This is a genomic window from Nocardioides sp., from assembly GCF_044226305.1.
Lineage (GTDB): Bacteria > Actinomycetota > Actinomycetes > Propionibacteriales > Nocardioidaceae > Nocardioides.
The window spans coordinates 47289-66161 of record NZ_JBGAHF010000013.1 but is presented as its reverse complement, the minus strand read 5'-3'; the positions used below and the strand labels follow the sequence as shown (position 1 = coordinate 66161).

17 protein-coding genes are annotated in these 18873 nt (G+C 73.1%); all 17 read left to right on the top strand.

Features of this window, described 5'->3' with window-relative positions:
• The first annotated feature begins 99 nt into the window (after positions 1–99).
• The 17 genes from pyrR (at position 100) to ACILQ5_RS14430 (ending at position 18822) form a co-directional block, all read left to right on the top strand.
• Complete coding sequence (gene pyrR, locus ACILQ5_RS14510) at positions 100–705, top strand: bifunctional pyr operon transcriptional regulator/uracil phosphoribosyltransferase PyrR (RefSeq protein ID WP_395658728.1); 606 nt, start codon at positions 100–102, stop codon at positions 703–705.
• Positions 702–1658: an aspartate carbamoyltransferase catalytic subunit gene (locus ACILQ5_RS14505; protein WP_395658727.1), complete on the top strand. Its 957-nt coding sequence runs from the start codon at positions 702–704 to the stop codon at positions 1656–1658. Before pyrR ends, ACILQ5_RS14505 begins: the two co-directional genes overlap by 4 nt.
• On the top strand, positions 1655–2938 hold the full coding sequence (locus ACILQ5_RS14500) for a dihydroorotase (RefSeq protein WP_395658726.1): 1284 nt from the start codon (positions 1655–1657) through the stop codon (positions 2936–2938). The genes ACILQ5_RS14505 and ACILQ5_RS14500 overlap by 4 nt, the downstream gene beginning before the upstream one ends.
• Positions 2935–3855: a proline iminopeptidase-family hydrolase gene (locus tag ACILQ5_RS14495; protein ID WP_395658725.1), complete on the top strand. Its 921-nt coding sequence runs from the start codon at positions 2935–2937 to the stop codon at positions 3853–3855. The genes ACILQ5_RS14500 and ACILQ5_RS14495 overlap by 4 nt, the downstream gene beginning before the upstream one ends.
• A complete protein-coding gene (gene carA / locus ACILQ5_RS14490) occupies positions 3852–5063 on the top strand; it encodes a glutamine-hydrolyzing carbamoyl-phosphate synthase small subunit (protein WP_395658724.1) in 1212 nt (403 codons plus the stop codon). Before ACILQ5_RS14495 ends, carA begins: the two co-directional genes overlap by 4 nt.
• Complete coding sequence (gene carB / locus ACILQ5_RS14485) at positions 5063–8410, top strand: carbamoyl-phosphate synthase large subunit (RefSeq protein WP_395658723.1); 3348 nt, start codon at positions 5063–5065, stop codon at positions 8408–8410. Before carA ends, carB begins: the two co-directional genes overlap by 1 nt.
• A complete protein-coding gene (locus tag ACILQ5_RS14480; protein WP_395658722.1) occupies positions 8407–9426 on the top strand; it encodes a quinone-dependent dihydroorotate dehydrogenase in 1020 nt (339 codons plus the stop codon). Before carB ends, ACILQ5_RS14480 begins: the two co-directional genes overlap by 4 nt.
• Positions 9423–10226 (top strand): hypothetical protein, encoded by an 804-nt coding sequence (locus ACILQ5_RS14475; protein WP_395658721.1) that lies wholly within the window; start codon positions 9423–9425, stop codon positions 10224–10226. The genes ACILQ5_RS14480 and ACILQ5_RS14475 overlap by 4 nt, the downstream gene beginning before the upstream one ends.
• On the top strand, positions 10223–11077 hold the full coding sequence (locus ACILQ5_RS14470) for a tRNA-dihydrouridine synthase (RefSeq protein ID WP_395658720.1): 855 nt from the start codon (positions 10223–10225) through the stop codon (positions 11075–11077). Before ACILQ5_RS14475 ends, ACILQ5_RS14470 begins: the two co-directional genes overlap by 4 nt.
• Positions 11074–11895: an orotidine-5'-phosphate decarboxylase gene (gene pyrF / locus ACILQ5_RS14465; protein ID WP_395658719.1), complete on the top strand. Its 822-nt coding sequence runs from the start codon at positions 11074–11076 to the stop codon at positions 11893–11895. Before ACILQ5_RS14470 ends, pyrF begins: the two co-directional genes overlap by 4 nt.
• Positions 11892–12338, top strand: coding sequence for a hypothetical protein (locus ACILQ5_RS14460; RefSeq protein ID WP_395658718.1), 447 nt, complete (start codon positions 11892–11894; stop codon positions 12336–12338). Before pyrF ends, ACILQ5_RS14460 begins: the two co-directional genes overlap by 4 nt.
• A gap of 168 nt (positions 12339–12506) precedes the next feature.
• Positions 12507–12827, top strand: coding sequence for an integration host factor, actinobacterial type (mihF, locus tag ACILQ5_RS14455; protein WP_395658717.1), 321 nt, complete (start codon positions 12507–12509; stop codon positions 12825–12827).
• The gene (gene gmk / locus ACILQ5_RS14450) at positions 12820–13419 is read left to right on the top strand and encodes a guanylate kinase (protein ID WP_395658716.1); all 600 of its coding nucleotides are present in this window, start codon (positions 12820–12822) and stop codon (positions 13417–13419) included. Before mihF ends, gmk begins: the two co-directional genes overlap by 8 nt.
• Before the next feature lie 9 nt (positions 13420–13428).
• Positions 13429–13752: a DNA-directed RNA polymerase subunit omega gene (rpoZ, locus tag ACILQ5_RS14445; protein ID WP_395658715.1), complete on the top strand. Its 324-nt coding sequence runs from the start codon at positions 13429–13431 to the stop codon at positions 13750–13752.
• 76 nt (positions 13753–13828) lie between these two features.
• A complete protein-coding gene (coaBC, locus tag ACILQ5_RS14440) occupies positions 13829–15022 on the top strand; it encodes a bifunctional phosphopantothenoylcysteine decarboxylase/phosphopantothenate--cysteine ligase CoaBC (RefSeq protein WP_395658714.1) in 1194 nt (397 codons plus the stop codon).
• 9 nt (positions 15023–15031) lie between these two features.
• Positions 15032–16222 carry a methionine adenosyltransferase gene (gene metK, locus ACILQ5_RS14435; RefSeq protein WP_395658713.1) on the top strand — a complete coding sequence of 397 codons (1191 nt, stop codon included), beginning with the start codon at positions 15032–15034 and terminating at the stop codon, positions 16220–16222.
• 122 nt (positions 16223–16344) lie between these two features.
• Complete coding sequence (locus tag ACILQ5_RS14430) at positions 16345–18822, top strand: M4 family metallopeptidase (protein WP_395658712.1); 2478 nt, start codon at positions 16345–16347, stop codon at positions 18820–18822.
• Positions 18823–18873 lie beyond the last annotated feature (51 nt).

Here is an 18873-nt window from a genome sequence, read left to right as displayed (position 1 = left end):
TGCCGGTTGACCGGCGCGGCCGGGACGGAGGTAGTGTCGTCGCCGATCGACATCCTTTAACGAGCCGTCCCGTGAGGCGGAGAAGGAGGTCCCAGGCTCGTGCCTGCGCACCCTGACACCAGCACCGGCAGCGGCGCCCCCAGCGGCACCGACCGGCAGCGCGTCGTCCTCGACGAACGGGACATCTCCCGCGCGCTGACCCGCATCTCCCACGAGATCCTCGAGCGCAACAAGGGCGCCGGAGACCTCGTCCTCCTCGGGATCCCCAGCCGGGGCGTGCCGCTCGCGAGGCGGATCGCCGACCGGATCGAGGCCGTCGAGGGCTTCGCCGTGCCGGTGGGCTCGCTCGACGTCACGATGTACCGCGACGACCTGCGCATGAAGCCGGCCCGCGCGCTGCTGCCGACCGAGATCCCGCCGGGCGGGATCGACGGCCGCACGGTCGTCCTGGTCGACGACGTGCTGTTCTCCGGCCGCACCATCCGGGCGGCGCTCGACGCCCTCAACGACATCGGGCGGCCCCGGGCGGTCCAGCTGGCAGTCCTCGTCGACCGCGGCCACCGCGAGCTGCCGATCCGCGCCGACTTCGTCGGCAAGAACCTCCCGACCTCGCTGGTGGAGCGGGTCGGGGTGACGCTGGCCGGGGTCGACGACGCGGACGCCGTGACGATCCAGGGCCTCGGCCCGGAAGGAGGGGTCCGGTGAAGCGCCACCTGCTCAGCGCGGCCGACCTGAGCCGCGACGACGCCGAGCTGGTCCTGACGACCGCGGCCGAGCTGCGCGAGCTCGCGGACCGGCCGATCAAGAAGCTGCCCGCGCTGCGCGGGCGCACCGTGGTGAACCTGTTCTTCGAGGACTCCTCCCGCTCCCGCATCTCGTTCGAGGGGGCGGCGATGCGGCTCTCGGCCGAGGTGATCAACTTCGCGGCCAAGGGCTCCAGCCTCTCCAAGGGCGAGAGCCTCAAGGACACCGCCCTCACCCTCGAGGCGATGGGCGCCGACGCGGTCGTGGTCCGCCACGGCGCCAGCGGTGCGCCACACCGGCTGGCCCACTCGGGCTGGGTCCGCTCCAGCGTGGTCAACGCCGGGGACGGCACCCACGAGCACCCCACCCAGGCGCTGCTGGACGCGTTCACGATGTGGCGCCACCTCGGGCAGTCCAAGCCGGGCGGCCTCGAGGGCCGCCGCGTCGCGATCGTCGGCGACGTGCTGCACAGCCGGGTGGCCCGGTCCAACGCGCTCTTGCTGAAGACCCTCGGCGCCGAGGTCACGCTGGTCGCGCCGCCGACGCTCCTGCCGGTCGGGATCGAGACCTGGCCGGTCGAGACGTCCTACGACCTCGACGCCGTGATCCCGAAGGCCGACGCCGTGATGATGCTGCGCGTCCAGGCCGAGCGGATGAACGGCGGGTTCTTCCCGACGGCGCGGGAGTACTCGCGCCGCTACGGCCTCGACGGCCGCCGGATGGCGACCCTCCAGGACCACACGATCGTCATGCACCCCGGGCCGATGGTCCGCGGCATGGAGATCACCGCGGACGTCGCCGACAGCGACCGGTCCGTGATCGTCGAGCAGGTCACCAACGGCGTCGCCGTCCGGATGGCCGTCCTGTACCTGTTGCTGGGCGGCTCCGAGCCCGCCGTCGGAGGAGAAGAGTGACCACGTACTGGATCAAGAACGTCAGCATCCTCGGCGGAGAGCCGACCGACCTGCTGCTGCGCGACGGCGTCATCGCCGACGCGGCCGGCGCGCCGGCGGACGCCGAGGTGGTCGACGGCACCGGGCTCATCGCGCTCCCGGGCCTCGTCGACCTCCACACCCACCTGCGCGAGCCGGGCCGCGAGGACGCCGAGACCGTCGAGACCGGCACGCAGGCCGCCGCGATGGGTGGCTTCACCGCCGTCCACGCGATGGCCAACACCGAACCGGTCGCCGACACCGCCGGCGTCGTGGAGCAGGTCTGGCGGCTGGGCCGCGAGGCCGGCTACTGCGACGTGTTCCCGGTCGGCGCGGTGACCGTCGGCCTCCAGGGCGAGCGGCTCGCCGAGCTCGGCGCGATGGCCGACTCGGCCGCCCGGGTCCGGGTCTTCTCCGACGACGGCCGGTGCGTGAGCGACGCGGTGCTGATGCGCCGGGCGCTGGAGTACGTCAAGGCCTTCGACGGGGTCGTCGCCCAGCACGCCCAGGAGCCGCGGCTGACCGAGGGCGCCCAGATGAACGAGGGCGAGCTCTCCGGCCGCCTCGGGCTGGCCGGCTGGCCGGCCGTCGCCGAGGAGGCGATCATCGCCCGCGACGTGCTGCTCGCCGAGCACGTCGGCTCCCGGCTGCACGTCTGCCACGTCTCGACCGCCGGCTCCGTCGAGCTGGTCCGCTGGGCCAAGGGCAAGGGGGTCCAGGTCACCGCCGAGGCGTGCCCCCACCACCTCCTGCTCACCGACGAGCTGGCCGCGACCTACGACCCCATCTACAAGGTCAACCCGCCGCTGCGCACGGCCGCCGACGCCGAGGCGCTCCGGGCCGGCCTGGCCGACGGGACGATCGACGTCGTCGCCACCGACCACGCGCCGCACCCCCACGAGGACAAGGACTGCGAGTGGGCCGCCGCGGCGTTCGGGATGCTCGGTCTCGAGACCGCGCTCTCGATCGTGCAGGAGACGATGGTCGACACCGGCCTCCTGGACTGGGCCGGCGTGGCGGACCGGATGTCCTACGCGCCGGCGCGGATCGGCCGGGTCGCCGACCGGCACGGCCGGCCCCTCGAGGCCGGCGAGCCGGCGAACGTCGTGCTCTACGACCCCGCCGCGCGCCGCACGGTCGACGCGGCCGAGTCGGCGAGCCTGAGCCGCAACACGCCGTACCGCGGGATGGAGCTGCCCGGTCGCGTGGTCGCGACGTTCCTGCGCGGCACGCCCACCGTCCTCGACGGGAAGCTGCAGTGAGCGGTGAGCGGAGGATCCCGGTCGAGACGCACGCCGGGACCTTCGAGGTCTGGACCCGCCAGGTCGGCGACAACCCGCGCCTGAAGGTGCTGATGCTGCACGGCGGCCCCGGCGCCACCCACGAGTACCTCCTCCCGCTGGAGGAGCCGCTCGCCGCCGCTGGGTTCGAGCTGTACTTCTACGACCAGCTCGGGTCGTTCCTCTCCGACCAGCCCCACGACGAGTCGCTGTGGCAGGTCGACCGGTTCGTCGACGAGGTCGAGCAGGTGCGCACCGCCCTCGGCCTGGACCGGTTCGTGCTCTACGGGCAGTCGTGGGGCGGGATGCTCGGGATCGAGTACGCCCTGGCCCACCCCGACGCGCTCCAGGGGCTGGTCGTCTCCAACATGATGTCGAGCATCCCGGCCTACAACGCGTACGCCGAGCAGGTGCTGATGCCGGCGATGGACCAGGACGCGCTCGCCGAGATCAAGCGGATGGAGGCAGCGGGCGAGACCGGCGACCCGGCGTACGAGGCGCTCCTCATGGAGCACTACTACGTCGACCACGTCTGCCGGCTGCCGCTCGAGGAGTGGCCGGAGGTGGTCGTCACCTCGTTCGCCCACATCAACCACGAGGTCTACGACCTGCTGAACGGCCCGAGCGAGCTCGGCGCGGTCGGCTCGTTCCGGGACTGGGACCGCAGCCGCGACCTGGCCCGGATCGACGTGCCGACCCTGGTCATGGGCGCCGAGCACGACACGATGGACCCCGCCCACCTGCGGTGGATGGCCGACCAGCTGCCCCGGGGTCGCTACCACCACAGCCCGCAGGGTTCCCACCTCGCGTTGGCCGACGACCACGACACCTACGTCGCCGGCCTCACCGCCTTCCTCACCGAGCTGGAGGGCCGCACCGAGCCGGAGGAGGCGCAGTGACCGCGATCTTGGTCCTCGAGGACGGACGCACCTTCCGCGGCGAGACCTACGGCGCCGAGGGGGAGACGTTCGGCGAGGCGGTCTTCAACACCGGCATGACCGGCTACCAGGAGACGCTGACCGACCCGTCGTACCACCGCCAGGTCGTCGTGATGACCGCGCCGCACATCGGCAACACCGGGGTCAACGACGAGGACCCGGAGTCCGCGCGGATCTGGGTGGCCGGCTACGTCGTCCGCGACCCCGCCCGGCGCGCGTCCAGCTGGCGCTCCCAGCGGTCGCTGGACGACGAGCTGCGAGCCCAGGGCGTGGTGGGCATCTCCGGCATCGACACCCGCGCCCTGACCCGCCACCTGCGCGAGCGGGGCGCGATGCGCGTCGGCATCTCCTCGACCGAGACCGACCCGGCCGCGTTGCTGGCCCGGGTCCGGCAGTCCGGCGAGATGGCCGGCGCCGAGCTCGCGTCCGAGGTCTCGACCCAGGCCGCGTACGTCGTCCCCGCGATCGGCGACAAGCGCCTCACGGTGGCCGCGCTCGACCTCGGCATCAAGTCGATGACGCCGCACCGGATGGCCGAGCGCGGGATCGAGGTGCACGTGCTGCCGGCCACCGCGACCCTCGCCGACATCCGCGCCGTGGGGCCGGACGGCCTGTTCTACTCCAACGGCCCCGGCGACCCGGCGGCGACGACCCAGCAGGTCGAGGTGCTCCAGGGCGCGCTCGCCGCGGGGATCCCCTACTTCGGGATCTGCTTCGGCAACCAGCTCTTCGGCCGGGCCCTCGGGTTCGGCACCTACAAGCTGAAGTACGGCCACCGCGGCATCAACCAGCCCGTGATGGACCGCACCACCGGCAAGGTCGAGGTCACCGCCCACAACCACGGGTTCGCGGTCGACGCGCCGCTCGAGGGCAGCACCACCACGCCGTACGGGGAGGCGACCGTGAGCCACGTGTGCCTCAACGACGACGTCGTGGAGGGCCTCGAGCTCCGCGACGCGGCCGGCAGGCTGCGGGGATTCTCCGTCCAGTACCACCCCGAGGCCGCCGCCGGCCCGCACGACGCGGCGTACCTCTTCGACCGGTTCGTCCAGCTGATGGGCGGTGGCGTCGATTCCGTTCAATTGCTGGGAAGTGACGCAGATTCGGGCCCGGATGCGGGCCAGACCGAGCAATTGAACGGAAACAGCACGCCAGGAGAGGACGCCTGATGCCGAAGCGCGAGGACATCAGGTCCGTCATGGTGATCGGCTCGGGGCCGATCATCATCGGCCAGGCCTGCGAGTTCGACTACTCCGGGACCCAGGCGTGCCGGGTGCTCAAGGCCGAGGGCCTGCGGGTGATCCTGGTCAACTCCAACCCCGCCACGATCATGACCGACCCGGAGTTCGCCGACGCGACGTACGTCGAGCCGATCACGCCGGACTTCGTCGAGAAGGTGATCGCCAAGGAGCGGCCGGACGCGCTGCTGCCGACGCTGGGCGGCCAGACCGCGCTCAACGCGGCGATCGCGCTCCACGAGAACGGCGTGCTCGAGAAGTACGGCGTCGAGATGATCGGCGCCAGCTTCGAGGCGATCCACCGCGGCGAGAACCGCGAGCTCTTCAACGCGATCGTCGAGAAGGTCGGCGGCGAGGTCGCCCGCAGCTTCGTCTGCCACTCCCTGGACGACTGCGAGAAGGCCGTGGCCGAGCTCGGCTACCCGGTCGTGGTGCGGCCGTCGTTCACGATGGGCGGCACCGGGTCCGGCATCGCCTACAGCGAGACCGACCTGGCCCGCATCGCGGGCGCCGGCCTGGCCGCCAGCCCGACGACCGAGGTCCTCATCGAGGAGTCGATCATCGGCTGGAAGGAGTACGAGCTGGAGGTGATGCGCGACCAGGCCGACAACGTCGTCATCATCTGCTCGATCGAGAACTTCGACCCGATGGGCGTGCACACCGGCGACTCGATCACCGTCGCCCCGGCGATGACGCTGACCGACCGCGAGTACCAGCGCCTGCGCGACCTGGCCATCGGCATCATCCGCGAGGTCGGCGTCGACACCGGCGGCTGCAACATCCAGTACGCCGTCAACCCGGCCGACGGGCGCGTCATCGTCATCGAGATGAACCCCCGGGTGTCCCGCAGCTCGGCGCTCGCGTCGAAGGCCACGGGCTTCCCGATCGCGAAGATCGCCGCCAAGGTCGCGATCGGCTACACCCTCGACGAGATCCCCAACGACATCACCGTGCGCGCCGACGGGTCCAGCACCCCGGCCGCGTTCGAGCCGACGCTCGACTACGTGGTCGTCAAGGTGCCGCGGTTCGCCTTCGAGAAGTTCCCCGGCGCCGACCCGACCCTGACCACGCACATGAAGTCGGTCGGCGAGGCGATGGCGATCGGCCGCAGCTTCACCGAGGCGCTCCAGAAGGCCCTGCGGTCCCTCGAGAAGAAGGACGCGGTCTTCGACTGGGAGAAGCACTGGGTCGACCTCGACAAGGACGCGCTGCTCGGCGAGATCCGGACGCCCCACGACGGCCGGCTGAAGAAGGTCATGGACGCGATCCGCGCCGGCGCCACGCCCGAGGAGGTCTTCGAGGCCACCGGCATCGATCCGTGGTTCGTCGACCAGCTGATGCTGATCAACGAGGTGGCGGCCGAGGTGACCGCAGCCCCGGAGCTCACGCCCGGCCTGCTGCGGAAGGCCAAGCGGCACGGCTTCTCCGACGCCCAGATCGGCAAGATCCGGGGCATGACCGCCGACGTCGTCCGCGGCGTCCGGCACGCCCTGGGGATCCGGCCGGTCTACAAGACCGTCGACACGTGTGCGGCTGAGTTCGCGGCGGCCACGCCCTACCACTACTCGTCCTACGACGAGGAGACCGAGGTGGAGCCCCGGGAGCGGACGGCGGTCATCATCCTCGGCTCGGGTCCGAACCGGATCGGTCAGGGCATCGAGTTCGACTACTCGTGCGTGCACGCCTCGCTCGCGCTCTCCGAGGCCGGCTACGAGACCGTGATGGTCAACTGCAACCCGGAGACCGTCTCGACCGACTACGACACCTCCGACCGCCTCTACTTCGAGCCGCTGACGCTCGAGGATGTGCTCGAGGTGGTCGACGCCGAGCGGCGGGCCGGACCGGTCGCAGGCGTCATCTGCCAGCTCGGCGGGCAGACCCCGCTGGGCCTGGCCCAGGCGCTGAAGGACAACGGCGTGCCGATCGTCGGCACCTCGCCCGAGGCGATCCACCTCGCCGAGGAGCGCGGTGCGTTCGGCCGGCTGCTGCACGAGGCGGGGCTGCCGGCGCCCAAGCACGGCACGGCCACCTCGTTCGCGGACGCCCAGGAGATCGCCGCCGAGATCGGCTACCCCGTGCTGGTGCGGCCGTCCTACGTGCTGGGCGGCCGCGGGATGGAGATCGTCTACGACGACGAGGCGCTGGAGGGCTACATCGAGCGGGCCACCGAGATCAGCCCGGAGCACCCGGTGCTGGTCGACCGGTTCATCGACGACGCCGTCGAGATCGACGTCGACGCCCTGTACGACGGCGAGGAGCTCTTCCTCGGCGGCGTGATGGAGCACATCGAGGAGGCCGGCATCCACTCCGGTGACTCCTCGTGCGCGCTCCCGCCGATCACGCTCGGCGACGCCGAGATCGAGCGGATCCGTGACGCCACCGAGGCGATTGCCCGGGGGGTGGGTGTCCGGGGCCTGCTCAACATCCAGTTCGCGCTCGGGTCCGACGTCCTCTACGTGCTCGAGGCGAACCCGCGGGCGAGCCGCACGGTCCCCTTCGTCTCGAAGGCGACGGCGACGCCGCTGGCGAAGGCCGCCGCCCGGGTGATGATGGGGGAGACGGTCGCCGCGCTGCGCGCGGAGGGCCTGCTGCCCGCCGAGGGCGACGGCGGCACGCTGCCGCCGGACCAGCCGATCGCGGTCAAGGAGGCGGTGATGCCGTTCAACCGGTTCCGCACTCCCGACGGCCGCCAGGTCGACACCGTGCTGGGCCCGGAGATGAAGTCGACCGGCGAGGTGATGGGCCTCGACGCCGACTTCGGGACCGCCTTCGCCAAGGCGCAGGCGGGCGCGTTCGGCCCGCTCCCGCTGCCGACCAAGCCGGGCGGCAGCCGGGTGTTCGTGTCGATGGCCAACCGCGACAAGCGCACCATGATCTTCCCGATCAAGGTGCTCGCCGACCACGGCTTCGAGATCCTCGCGACCCAGGGCACGGCCGAGGCGCTGCGGCGCAACGGCGTGCGCGCCACGGTGGTCCGCAAGCACTGGGAGGGCGAGGGGCCGAACGGCGAGAAGACGACCGTCCAGCTGATCCTCGACGGCGAGATCGACCTGGTCATCAACACCCCGCACGGCACCGGCACCGGCGGCTCGGTGCGCGTCGACGGCTACGAGATCCGCACGGCCGCGGTGATGGCGAACATCCCGTGCATCACCACCGTGCAGGGGCTCGGTGCCGCGGTGCAGGGGATCGAGGCGCTCGAGCGCGGGGACATCGGGGTCCGGTCCCTGCAGGACTGGGCCCGGGACCGGGAGACGGCGCGGAAGACCACCACGTGATCTACCGCGCCCTCTTCGACCACGTCCTCACCCGGACCGACCCGGAGCGGGCGCACCACTCCGCGTTCCGGGCGATCCGGGCGGCTCGGCCGGTGACCGCCCGGCGGCGGGTGCCGGGACGCCCCGTGCAGGCGCTGGGGCTGACCTTCCCCAACGTCCTGGGGCTGGCGGCGGGGTTCGACAAGAACGCGGTCGGCATCGACGGCCTCGCCGCGCTCGGCTTCGGGCACGTCGAGGTCGGCACCGTCACCGGTGAGGCGCAGCCCGGCAACCCGCAGCCGCGCCTGTTCCGGCTCCCCGATGACCGCGCGGTCGTCAACCGGATGGGCTTCAACAACGACGGGGCCGAGGTGGTGGCCGACCGGCTCCGGGCCCGCGGCCGGCGCTCGACGGCGGACGGAGCGCCCGTCCTGGGTGTCAACATCGGCAAGAGCAAGGTCGTCCCCGAGGAGGAGGCGGTCCGCGACTACGAGAAGTCCGCGCGGTTGCTGGCGCCGTACGCCGACTACCTGGTGGTCAACGTCAGCTCTCCGAACACGCCAGGCCTGCGCGACCTCCAGGCCGTCGAGAAGCTCGAGCCGATCCTGACCGCCGTCCAGCGGGTGGCCGAGGGCGTGCCCCTGCTCGTGAAGATCGCCCCCGACCTGGCCGACGACGACGTCCTCGGCGTCGCGGACCTCGCGCTCGCGGTCGGCCTGGACGGCATCATCGCCACCAACACCACGATCTCCCGCGAGGGCCTGCGCACGCCCGCCGCCCGGGTCGCGGAGGTCGGTGCCGGCGGCCTGTCCGGTGCGCCGCTGACCGCGCGGGCACTCGAGGTGGTGCGGCTGCTGCGCGAGCGGGTCGGACCGGACCTCACGCTGATCGGCGTCGGCGGCATCACGACCGTCGAGGACGCCCGGGCCAGGCTCGACGCGGGGGCGACGCTCCTGCAGGGCTACACCGCCCTCGTCTACGAGGGCCCGCTGTGGCCGCGACGGATCGTGCGCGGCGTCCAGGACGCCCGAGGATGACGGTGCACGTCACGGGGGAGGTGCTCGACTCGAAGCGGGTCGGGGCCTACCGGCACCTGACCGTCGTGGCACCCGGCGTCCCCGAGCGGTTCCGGCCGGGCACCTTCGTCGCCGTCTCGCTGGCGGACTCGGCCCACCTGGCGCGCCGGTCGTACTGGATCCACCGGGTCCGGACGGTGGGCGGCTACGGCGCCGCCCTCCAGCTCGTCGTCGAGCCCGCGGGCACCGGAGGCTCCTGGCTCGCCGGGCTCCCGGTCGGCGCGAAGCTGGAGCTGACCGGGCCGCTCGGACGGCCGTTCGCGCTCCCGAAGGAGCCGGTCAGCTGCGTGCTGGTGGGGGAGGACTGGGCCGCCGCGCCGCTGTTCCCGCTGGCCGAGCGGCTGCGCGAGCGGGGGTGCGCGGTCACGCTGGTCGTGGCCGCCCGCGACGAGGCACACCTGCTCTCCGCGCTCGAGGCGCGGCGCTCGGCCCGGGCGGTCACCGTCGTCACCGCCGACGGCTCGGTCGGCATCCGCGGTCGTGCGGCCGACGTCCTCGTCGACACCTTCGCCCGCGCGGCGGCCGAGGTCGTGTACGCCGCCGGGCCGGTCGACACCCTGCACGCGGTCGCCGCGGCGGCCGAGGGGCAGGGCGCCTGGAGCCAGACGGCCGTCGCCGTCCCGCAGCCGTGCGCGACCGGGCTGTGCCGCGGGTGCCCGCTGCCGGTGGTCGGCGAGGACGGTGTGGCCCGGGAGGTCCGCGCCTGCACGGAGGGCCCGGTGGTCCGCGGCGACCGGGTCCGCTGGGCGGAGCTGGGATGAGCGCCTCGACGACGACGGTCGGCCTCGCCGGCCTGACGCTGGCCGGGCCCGTGCTGGTGGCCGCCGGGTGCGGCGGCACCGGCCGGGAGCTCGCGCCGTACCTCCCCGGCGGCGACCTCGGCGCCCTGGGCGCGTTCGTGACCCGCTCGGTGACGCTCAACCCGCGCCCGGGCGACCACCCGCCACGGGTGCTCGAGACGCCGTCCGGGATGCTGCACGCCACCGGCCAGCCCAGCGCGGGCCTGGAGCCGTTCCTCGCCGGGGAGCTGCCCTGGCTGGCGCGGTCGGGCACCCGGGTGGTCGTCTCCATCGGCGGCGCGACGCTGGGGGAGCACGCCGAGGTGGCCCGGAGGCTGGGACGCGCGCCCGGGCTGGCCGCGATCGAGGTGGCGGTCGGCGGCGAGCCGTTCCACGCCGCCGCCCTGGTCGGAGCCGTCGCCCGCGACCTGCCCCGCGGCATCCCGGTGCTCGCCAAGCTGCGCCCCGCCCTCGGCCGGGTCGCCGAGCCCGCGCGCGCGGTCCTCGACGCCGGCGCCGGCGCCGTGGTGGTCGGCGGCGCCCTGCCGGCCGCCCTGCCCGACGGCCGCGATGCCGGCCTGTCCGGTCCCGCGATCCGCCCGGTCGCCCTGCGCTGCGTCACCGAGGTGCGGGCCGCGCTGCCGGACGCCGAGATCGTCGGCTGCGGCGGGATCGCCACGGCCGCGGACGCCCGGAGCTTCCTCGACGCCGGCGCGATCGCCGTCCAGGTCGGCACCGCGCTCCTCCACGACCCCACCACCATCGCCCGCCTGGCGAGCGAGCTCGCCACGATGGCGGGCGAGCCCGCCCCGAGAACCGAGGAGACCCCATGACCGACCACGGGTTCGGTGCCCGCCTGCACGCCGCGATCGCCGAGCGGGGGCCGTTCTGCGTCGGGATCGACCCGCACGCCGCCCTGCTGCAGGAGTGGGGCCTGGACGACGACGTGGCCGGGCTCGAGCGGTTCGCGCTGACGACCGTCGAGGCGGTGGCGCCGCACGCCTCGGTGGTCAAGCCTCAGTCGGCCTTCTACGAGCGGTTCGGCAGCCGCGGCGTCGCCGTGCTCGAGCAGGTGGTGGCCGCGTCGCGTGCTGCCGGGGCCCTGGTGCTGCTCGACGTGAAGCGCGGCGACATCGGCTCGACCAGCCAGGCGTACGCCGACGCCTACCTCGACCCCGCCTCGCCGCTCGCCGCGGACGCGATCACGGTCAGCCCGTTCCTCGGCTTCGGGTCCCTCGACCCGTTCGTCGACACCGCCCGGCGGCACGACGCCGGGCTGTTCGTGCTCGCCCTCACCTCCAACAAGGAGGGTCCCGAGGTGCAGCACGCCCGCACCGACGACGGCGGCACGGTCGCCGGCCGGGTGCTCGAGCACCTGCGCCGTCTCAACGCCGACGCCGAGCCGCTCGGCTCCTTCGGTGCCGTGGTCGGCGCGACCATCGGCTCCACCGAGGAGGACCTCGCCTTCGGCGGGCCGGTCCTCGCGCCGGGGTTCGGCGCGCAGGGCGGGACCGTCGCCGACGTGCGCCGGATCTTCGGTGCCGCCGCGGCCGTGCTGCCCAGCTCCTCCCGCGAGGTCCTCCGGCTCGGGCCGGACGTGGCGGCGATGCGCGAGGCCGTGCTGCGCACCAACGAGGAGCTCCGCGCGTGAGGCGGGTCCTGGTCCTCGGCGCGGTCGTCGGCGTGGTGCTGCCGACGCTCACCGCCTGCGGCGGGTCCGACCAGGACGCGTACTGCGGGGCGGTGAAGGACCACCAGCAGGAGCTCAGCGACATCGTCGGCAGCGGGGACCCCGACGCCCTCCTCGCGGCGCTCGACATCTTCCGCGAGCTGCAGGACCAGGCGCCCGGTGACATCACCGACGAGTGGCAGCAGGTGGTGACCAGCATCGAGGCGCTCCAGCAGGCCCTCGAGGACGCGGGGGTCGACCCGGCGACGTACGACCGCGCCCACCCGCCGGCCGGGCTCTCCGCCGAGGACAGGGCCCGGATCGACGCCGCGGCGAAGCAGCTGGGCAGCGGGACCACGCTGCGCGCGCTCCAGGACCTCGACCAGCAGGCCCGCGACGTGTGCAAGACCCCGCTCACGCTCTAGCCGCGGCACCGGGACCGGTGCCCGAGTCGTCGCCGGCCGGGGAGAGCCGCCAAGACCAGTCCGGCCTCGATTGCTGCGCCACAACAGTTCTGACTAGATTGACCTCGCATCGGCCGGACCGGCCGCGCCCCTCCCGACCTCCCCGACCTCCCTGACAAGGACCCGCCCGTGGCTCTGCCCCCGCTCACCCCCGAACAGCGCCAGGCGGCCCTCGAGAAGGCCGCCGCCTCCCGCCGGGAGCGGGCCGAGGTGAAGAACCGGCTCAAGAACTCGGGCGCCTCGATCGTCGACGTCCTCCACGAGGGCCAGCGCAACGACGTCATCGGCAAGATGCGGGTCGTCGACCTGCTCCAGTCGATGCCCGGCCTCGGCAAGGTCCGGGCCCGCCAGCTGATGGAGAAGCTCGGGATCGCCGAGAGCCGCCGGGTCCGCGGGCTCGGTGCCAAGCAGGTCGCCGCGCTGGAGAAGGAGTTCGCCGCGCGTGACTGAGCCGGCAGGTGCGGCCGCTCCCGAGCGCCGGTCCCGTCTGCTGGTCCTCGCCGGCCCGACCGCGGTCGGCAAGGGCACGGTCGCCGCCGAGGTGCGCCGCTGCCACCCCGAGGTGTGGATCTCCGTCTCCGCCACCACGCGACCGCCGCGCCCGGGGGAGGTCAACGGCGTGCACTACTGGTTCGTCTCCGACGAGGAGTTCGACCGGATGGTGGCCCACGACGAGCTGCTCGAGTGGGCCGTGGTGCACAAGGCGGCGCGCTACGGCACCCCGCGCCAGCCCGTCGACCTGGCGCTGGCGTCCGGTCGGCCGGCGATGCTCGAGATCGACCTCCAGGGCGCCCGGCAGGTCCGCCGGACGATGCCCGAGGCGCTGTTCGTGTTCCTGAAGCCCCCGTCGTGGGAGGAGCTGGTGCGCCGGCTGGTCGGCCGCGGCACCGAGTCGGAGGACGAGCGCGCCCGCCGGCTCGAGACCGCACGCGAGGAGCTGGCCGCCGAGGACGAGTTCGACCGGACCATCGTCAACCACGAGATTCACGATGCAGCCGAGCAGTTGGTAGCCTTGATGGAGCCATCCCCGACTGATCTGTGAGGCTTTAGCGTGTCCGGACCCACCATCGCGGCCGAGGGCGTCACCAACCCCTCGATCGACGACCTGCTGACGAAGACCGACAGCAAGTACAAGCTGGTCCTCTACAGCGCCAAGCGCGCCCGGCAGATCAACGCCTACTACTCCCAGCTCGGCGAAGGCCTGCTGGAGTACGTCGGCCCGCTGGTCGACACCCACGTGCAGGAGAAGCCGCTCTCGATCGCGCTCCGCGAGATCAACGAGGACCTCCTCACCTGCGAGGACATCGACCCCGCCGAGCTCGCTGCCGAGGAGGCCGCCGCCGCGGCTGCCGCCGCCGACGCCGCGGGCGCCTGAGAGTGATCCGCTGACCAGCACCACCACGTCCGAGGCCGCTCCCCAGTCCGGGGGGCGGCCCCGCGTCGTCCTGGGCGTGTCCGGCGGCATCGCGGCGTACAAGGCCTGCGAGCTGCTCCGGCTGTTCACCGAGTCCGGCCACGACGTGACCGTGGTCCCGACGGCGGCAGCACTGGAGTTCGTGGGCGCCCCGACCTGGTCGGCACTGTCCGGCAAGCCGGTGGCGACCGACGTGTGGACCGACGTCCACGAGGTGCCGCACGTGCGGATCGGCCAGTCGGCCGACCTGGTGGTGGTCGCCCCGGCGACCGCCGACGTGATGGCCAAGGCGGCCCACGGCCTCGCCGACGACCTGCTCACCAACACCCTGCTCACCGCCCGCTGCCCGGTCGTGTTCGCCCCCGCGATGCACACCGAGATGTGGGAGCACCCGGCGACCCAGGCCAACGTCGCCACCCTGCGCGAGCGGGGCGGCCTCGTCGTCGAGCCGGCCGAGGGCCGGCTCACGGGCAAGGACACCGGGAAGGGCCGGCTGCCCGAGCCCGCCGAGATCTTCGACGTCTGCCGTGAGGTGCTCGGCCGCGGCGCCACCAGGCCCGACATGGCCGGTCGCCGGGTCGTCGTGTCCGCGGGCGGCACCCGCGAGTACCTCGACCCGGTCCGCTTCCTCGGCAACCGCTCGTCCGGGCTCCAGGGCTACGCGCTCGCGCGGGCCGCGGCGGCCCGCGGTGCCGAGGTGACCCTGGTGGCGGCCAACACCACGCTGCTGGACCCGGCGGGCGTGAAGGTGGTCCGGGTCGAGACCACCGCCCAGCTCCGCCAGGAGGTCGTCTCCGCGGCGGCCGCGGCCGACGCCGTCGTGATGGCGGCCGCGCCGGCCGACTTCCGCCCCGTCGACGCGAGCGAGCACAAGATCAAGAAGACGGCCGACGGCGCGGTCCCGCCGCTCGAGCTGACCCAGAACCCCGACATCCTCCGCGAGCTCAGCGCCGAGCGGCTCCGCCCCGGGCAGGTGGTGGTGGGGTTCGCCGCCGAGACCGGCGACGACACCGGGTCGGTCCTCGACCTGGCCCGGGCCAAGCTCGCCCGCAAGGGCTGCGACCTCCTCGTCGTCAACGACGTCAGCGGGGGAGCGGTGTTCGGGAGCTCCGAGAACGAGGCCGTGATCCTCGCCGCCGACGGCCCGGCCGTCGAGGTCCCGCGGGGGTCCAAGACCGCCCTGGCGCATGTCATCTGGGACGAGGTCACGGCCCGCCTGGCCTCTGGTTAGGGTGTGCGCATGACCGGACGCCTGTTCACCTCGGAGTCAGTGACCGAGGGCCACCCCGACAAGATCGCCGACCAGATCAGCGACTCCGTGCTCGACGCGATGCTCGAGCAGGACGCCTACAGCCGGGTCGCCGTCGAGACGCTGCTGACCACCGGCCTCGTCGTCGTCGCCGGCGAGGTCACCACCACCGGCTACGTCGACGTCAAGAAGGTCGTCCGCGAGCGGATCATCGAGATCGGCTACGACTCCTCGGTCAAGGGCTTCGACGGGCACTCGTGCGGGGTGATGGTGGCGATCGGCGGCCAGTCCGGTGACATCGCCCAGGGCGTGGACACCGGCCACGAGAGCCGCACCGGCTCGGTCGACGCGATGGACAAGCAGGGCGCCGGCGACCAGGGCCTGATGTTCGGCTACGCCTGCGACGACACCGACGTGCTCATGCCGCTGCCGATCGTCATCGCCCAGCGGCTCGCCGAGCAGCTCACCGCGGTCCGCAAGGACGGCACGCTGCCCTACCTGCGGCCCGACGGGAAGACCCAGGTCACGATCGAGTACGACGAGGCCAACCGCCCGGTCCGGGTCGACACGGTCGTCCTGTCCTCCCAGCACGACGAGGACACCGAGCTCGGCACCCTCGAGGCCGACGTGAAGAAGCACGTGATCGACCCGGTGCTCGCGGGGTTCCCGATCCCCTCCGAGGGCTACCGCCTGCTCGTGAACCCGACCGGCCGCTTCGTGGTCGGCGGTCCGATGGGCGACGCGGGCCTGACCGGCCGCAAGATCATCGTCGACACCTACGGCGGCATGGCGCGCCACGGTGGCGGTGCCTTCTCGGGCAAGGACCCGTCGAAGGTCGACCGCTCCGCTGCCTACGCCATGCGCTGGGTGGCCAAGAACGTGGTCGCGGCCGGCCTGGCCCGCCGCTGCGAGGCGCAGGTCGCCTACGCCATCGGCAAGGCCCAGCCGGTCGGTGTCTTCGTCGAGACCTTCGGCACCGGCGTCGTCAGCGACGAGCAGATCCAGCAGGCCGTGCTCGAGGTCTTCGACCTGCGCCCGGCGGCGATCATCCGGGACCTCGACCTGCTGCGCCCGATCTACGCCAAGACGGCGGCGTACGGCCACTTCGGTCGTGAGCTCCCCGAGTTCACCTGGGAGCGCACCGACCGCGCCGACGCGCTGCGGGCGGCCGCCGGCCTCTGACCCCAGGGTCGACGCCCAGGCGCACTGGCCTGGTGGTGCGCCCGACGGTGCCCTGAGGGTGGCGGCGCCGGGGCCCATCTGGGCCATGCCGCCCGCGGGTGGTGGTTCCTAGGCTCGCAGGTATGACCCGACTACGTGTCCTCGTCGGTCTCGGAACCATCGGTGCGCTCGCCGCCGCCTCGTTGACGGTCGCGCCAGCCGTGGTCTCGGCGGCTCCGTCCGCGCGCGACTCGGCCCGCGCGGCGCTGCGCGCGGACGCGGACGGCGCCCTGCGGATCCGGCCCGGCTTCATCGGGATCCCGGCCGCGTCGTCCGTCGACGACCCCGGCGTCGGCCGGGCCACCCCCGTCGTCGCGGCCGCCCGGACCCACCTGGAGCGGTACGGCGCCGCGGTCGGCGTCGCGGCGGACCAGCTGGTCCTGCACGCCGTGGCCCGCTCGGTCGCCGACCAGGACGTCGTGCGGTTCCAGCAGCGGGTCGACGGCGTCCCCGTCATCGGTGGCGAGGTGGTCGTCGGGCTGCGGCCGGACCGGGAGCTCGGCTCGGTGCTGGCCACGGTGTCCGCCGAGACCTCGGCCGCCGAGCCGGTCGTCGGCGAGGGGGCCGCGGCGGCCACCGCGCGCACCGCGGCCGCCAAGGCTGCTGGCGTCCCCGCTGGCCGGCTGGAGGTCGGCTCGCAGGGTCGCTGGCTGCTCGACCCGCGGGTCCTCGACGCCCCGGCGCGGCTCGGCACCCGCACCGTGTGGCGCTTCGAGGTCGGCGACGGGGTCGGGATCCGGCGCCTGGTGCTGGTGGACGTCCGCTCCGGCGCGGTGCTGATGAACCTCGACACGATCGAGGGCATCGACCGGGTGATCTGCGACGCGGCGAACGGACCGGTCGCCTCGGAGTCGCCGTGCAGCTCGGGCTTCGCGCGGACCGAGGGCGGGCCCGCCAGCGGTGTCAACGACGTGAACAAGGCCTTCGAGTACGCCGGCGCCGTCTCCGACTTCTACGCCGCGATCGGCGGCATCGACCTCACCCAGGTGCTCGGCATCGACGTCGGCGGTGTGCAGAAGCTCGCCTCGACCGTCCGGTTCTGCTACGCCAGCCGCCCGTGCCCGTACGCCAACGCGTTCTGGAACGGGCACCAGATGTACTACGGCGACGGGTACGCCAGCGCCGACGACGTGGTCGGCCACGAGATGACCCACGGGATCGTCGACCACAGCTCCGAGCTCTTCTACTGGGGCCAGTCCGGCGCCATGAACGAGTCGATGGCCGACATCATGGGCGAGATCGTCGACCACCGCTACGCCACGCCGGGTGACTCGCCGACCGACTGGAGGCTCGGCGAGGACCTGCCGATCGGGGCGATCCGCGACCTGCACGACCCGACCATCTACGACCAGCCCGACCGGATGACCAGCGGGTTCTACACCGCGGACGCGACGTACGACGACAACGGCGGCGTGCACACCAACAGCGGGGTCGGCAACAAGACGGCGTACCTGATCTCCCAGGGCGGCACGTTCAACGGCCAGACCGTCACCGGGATCGACGGGGGTGACGCCGGGCTGACGAAGACCGCTGTCCTCTACCTCGACGTGATCACGATGCTCTCCTCCGGCAGCGACTTCGCCGACCTGGCGTCCGTCCTCGACCAGGGCTGCGAGGACCTGGTCGGCGCCGGGGTCGCCGGCTTCACCGCTGCGACCTGCACCTCGGTCCACAAGGCGGGGCTCGCCACCGAGCTCACGACCACCCCGCCGAACGCCCCGCAGCCGGCCGACGCGCCCGACACCTGCCCGGCGGGCACGACCAAGCGGGTGCTGTTCGACAGCGAGACCGGCGACCCGACGTCGAAGTTCGAGGCCGGCCCGACGTGGAACCGCGGCGAGTCGCTGAACTGGGGGAGCAACGCCAGCTCGGGCCAGGACTCCTGGTACTCCAGCGACCCGCCCGCCACCGGCGGCAGCGGCATCGTCGCGACCTCGGCGATCCCCCTGCCGGCGGGCCAGAAGAGCTACCTGTGGTTCCAGCACTGGCGGCTGCTCGACTACGACAGCAACGCGTTCTACGACGGCGGCGTGGTCGGCATCAACGACGTCGAGACGAGCGACAAGCCGTGGGTGAACGGCCCGGAGGACGTGCTGTCCACCCAGTACGGCAACCCGCTCGGCGGCGTCCCGGCCTTCGGCGGCGACAGCCTCGGCTGGGTGGCCAGCCGGCTCGACCTGTCGTCGTGGGCCGGCCAGGCGGTGACTCCGTCGTTCTACGTCTTCACCGACTCGTCCGTCGGCTTCATCGGCTGGTTCGTGGACGACGTCCGGGTCTACACCTGCGACGTCCCGATCACGAACACGAAGCTGCCGAGCATCAGCGGGACGCCGAAGGTGGGCAAGACGCTGACCGCGAAGCCGGGGACCTGGACGCCTGCCGGCGTGACCTTCAGCTACCAGTGGCTGCGCAACGGCAACGCCATCGGTGGGGCGAAGGCGAAGACCTACAAGCTCGTCAAGGGCGACAAGGGCCGGAAGATCGCGGTCCGGGTGACGGCGAAGAAGTCCGGTGCGGACCCCGTCTCGGCGACCTCGAAGGCTGTCGGTCCCGTGACCTGAGCCGGCCGACGCCGGGGCCGTGGACGCGGCCCCGGCGCCGGGGGCGGGCGC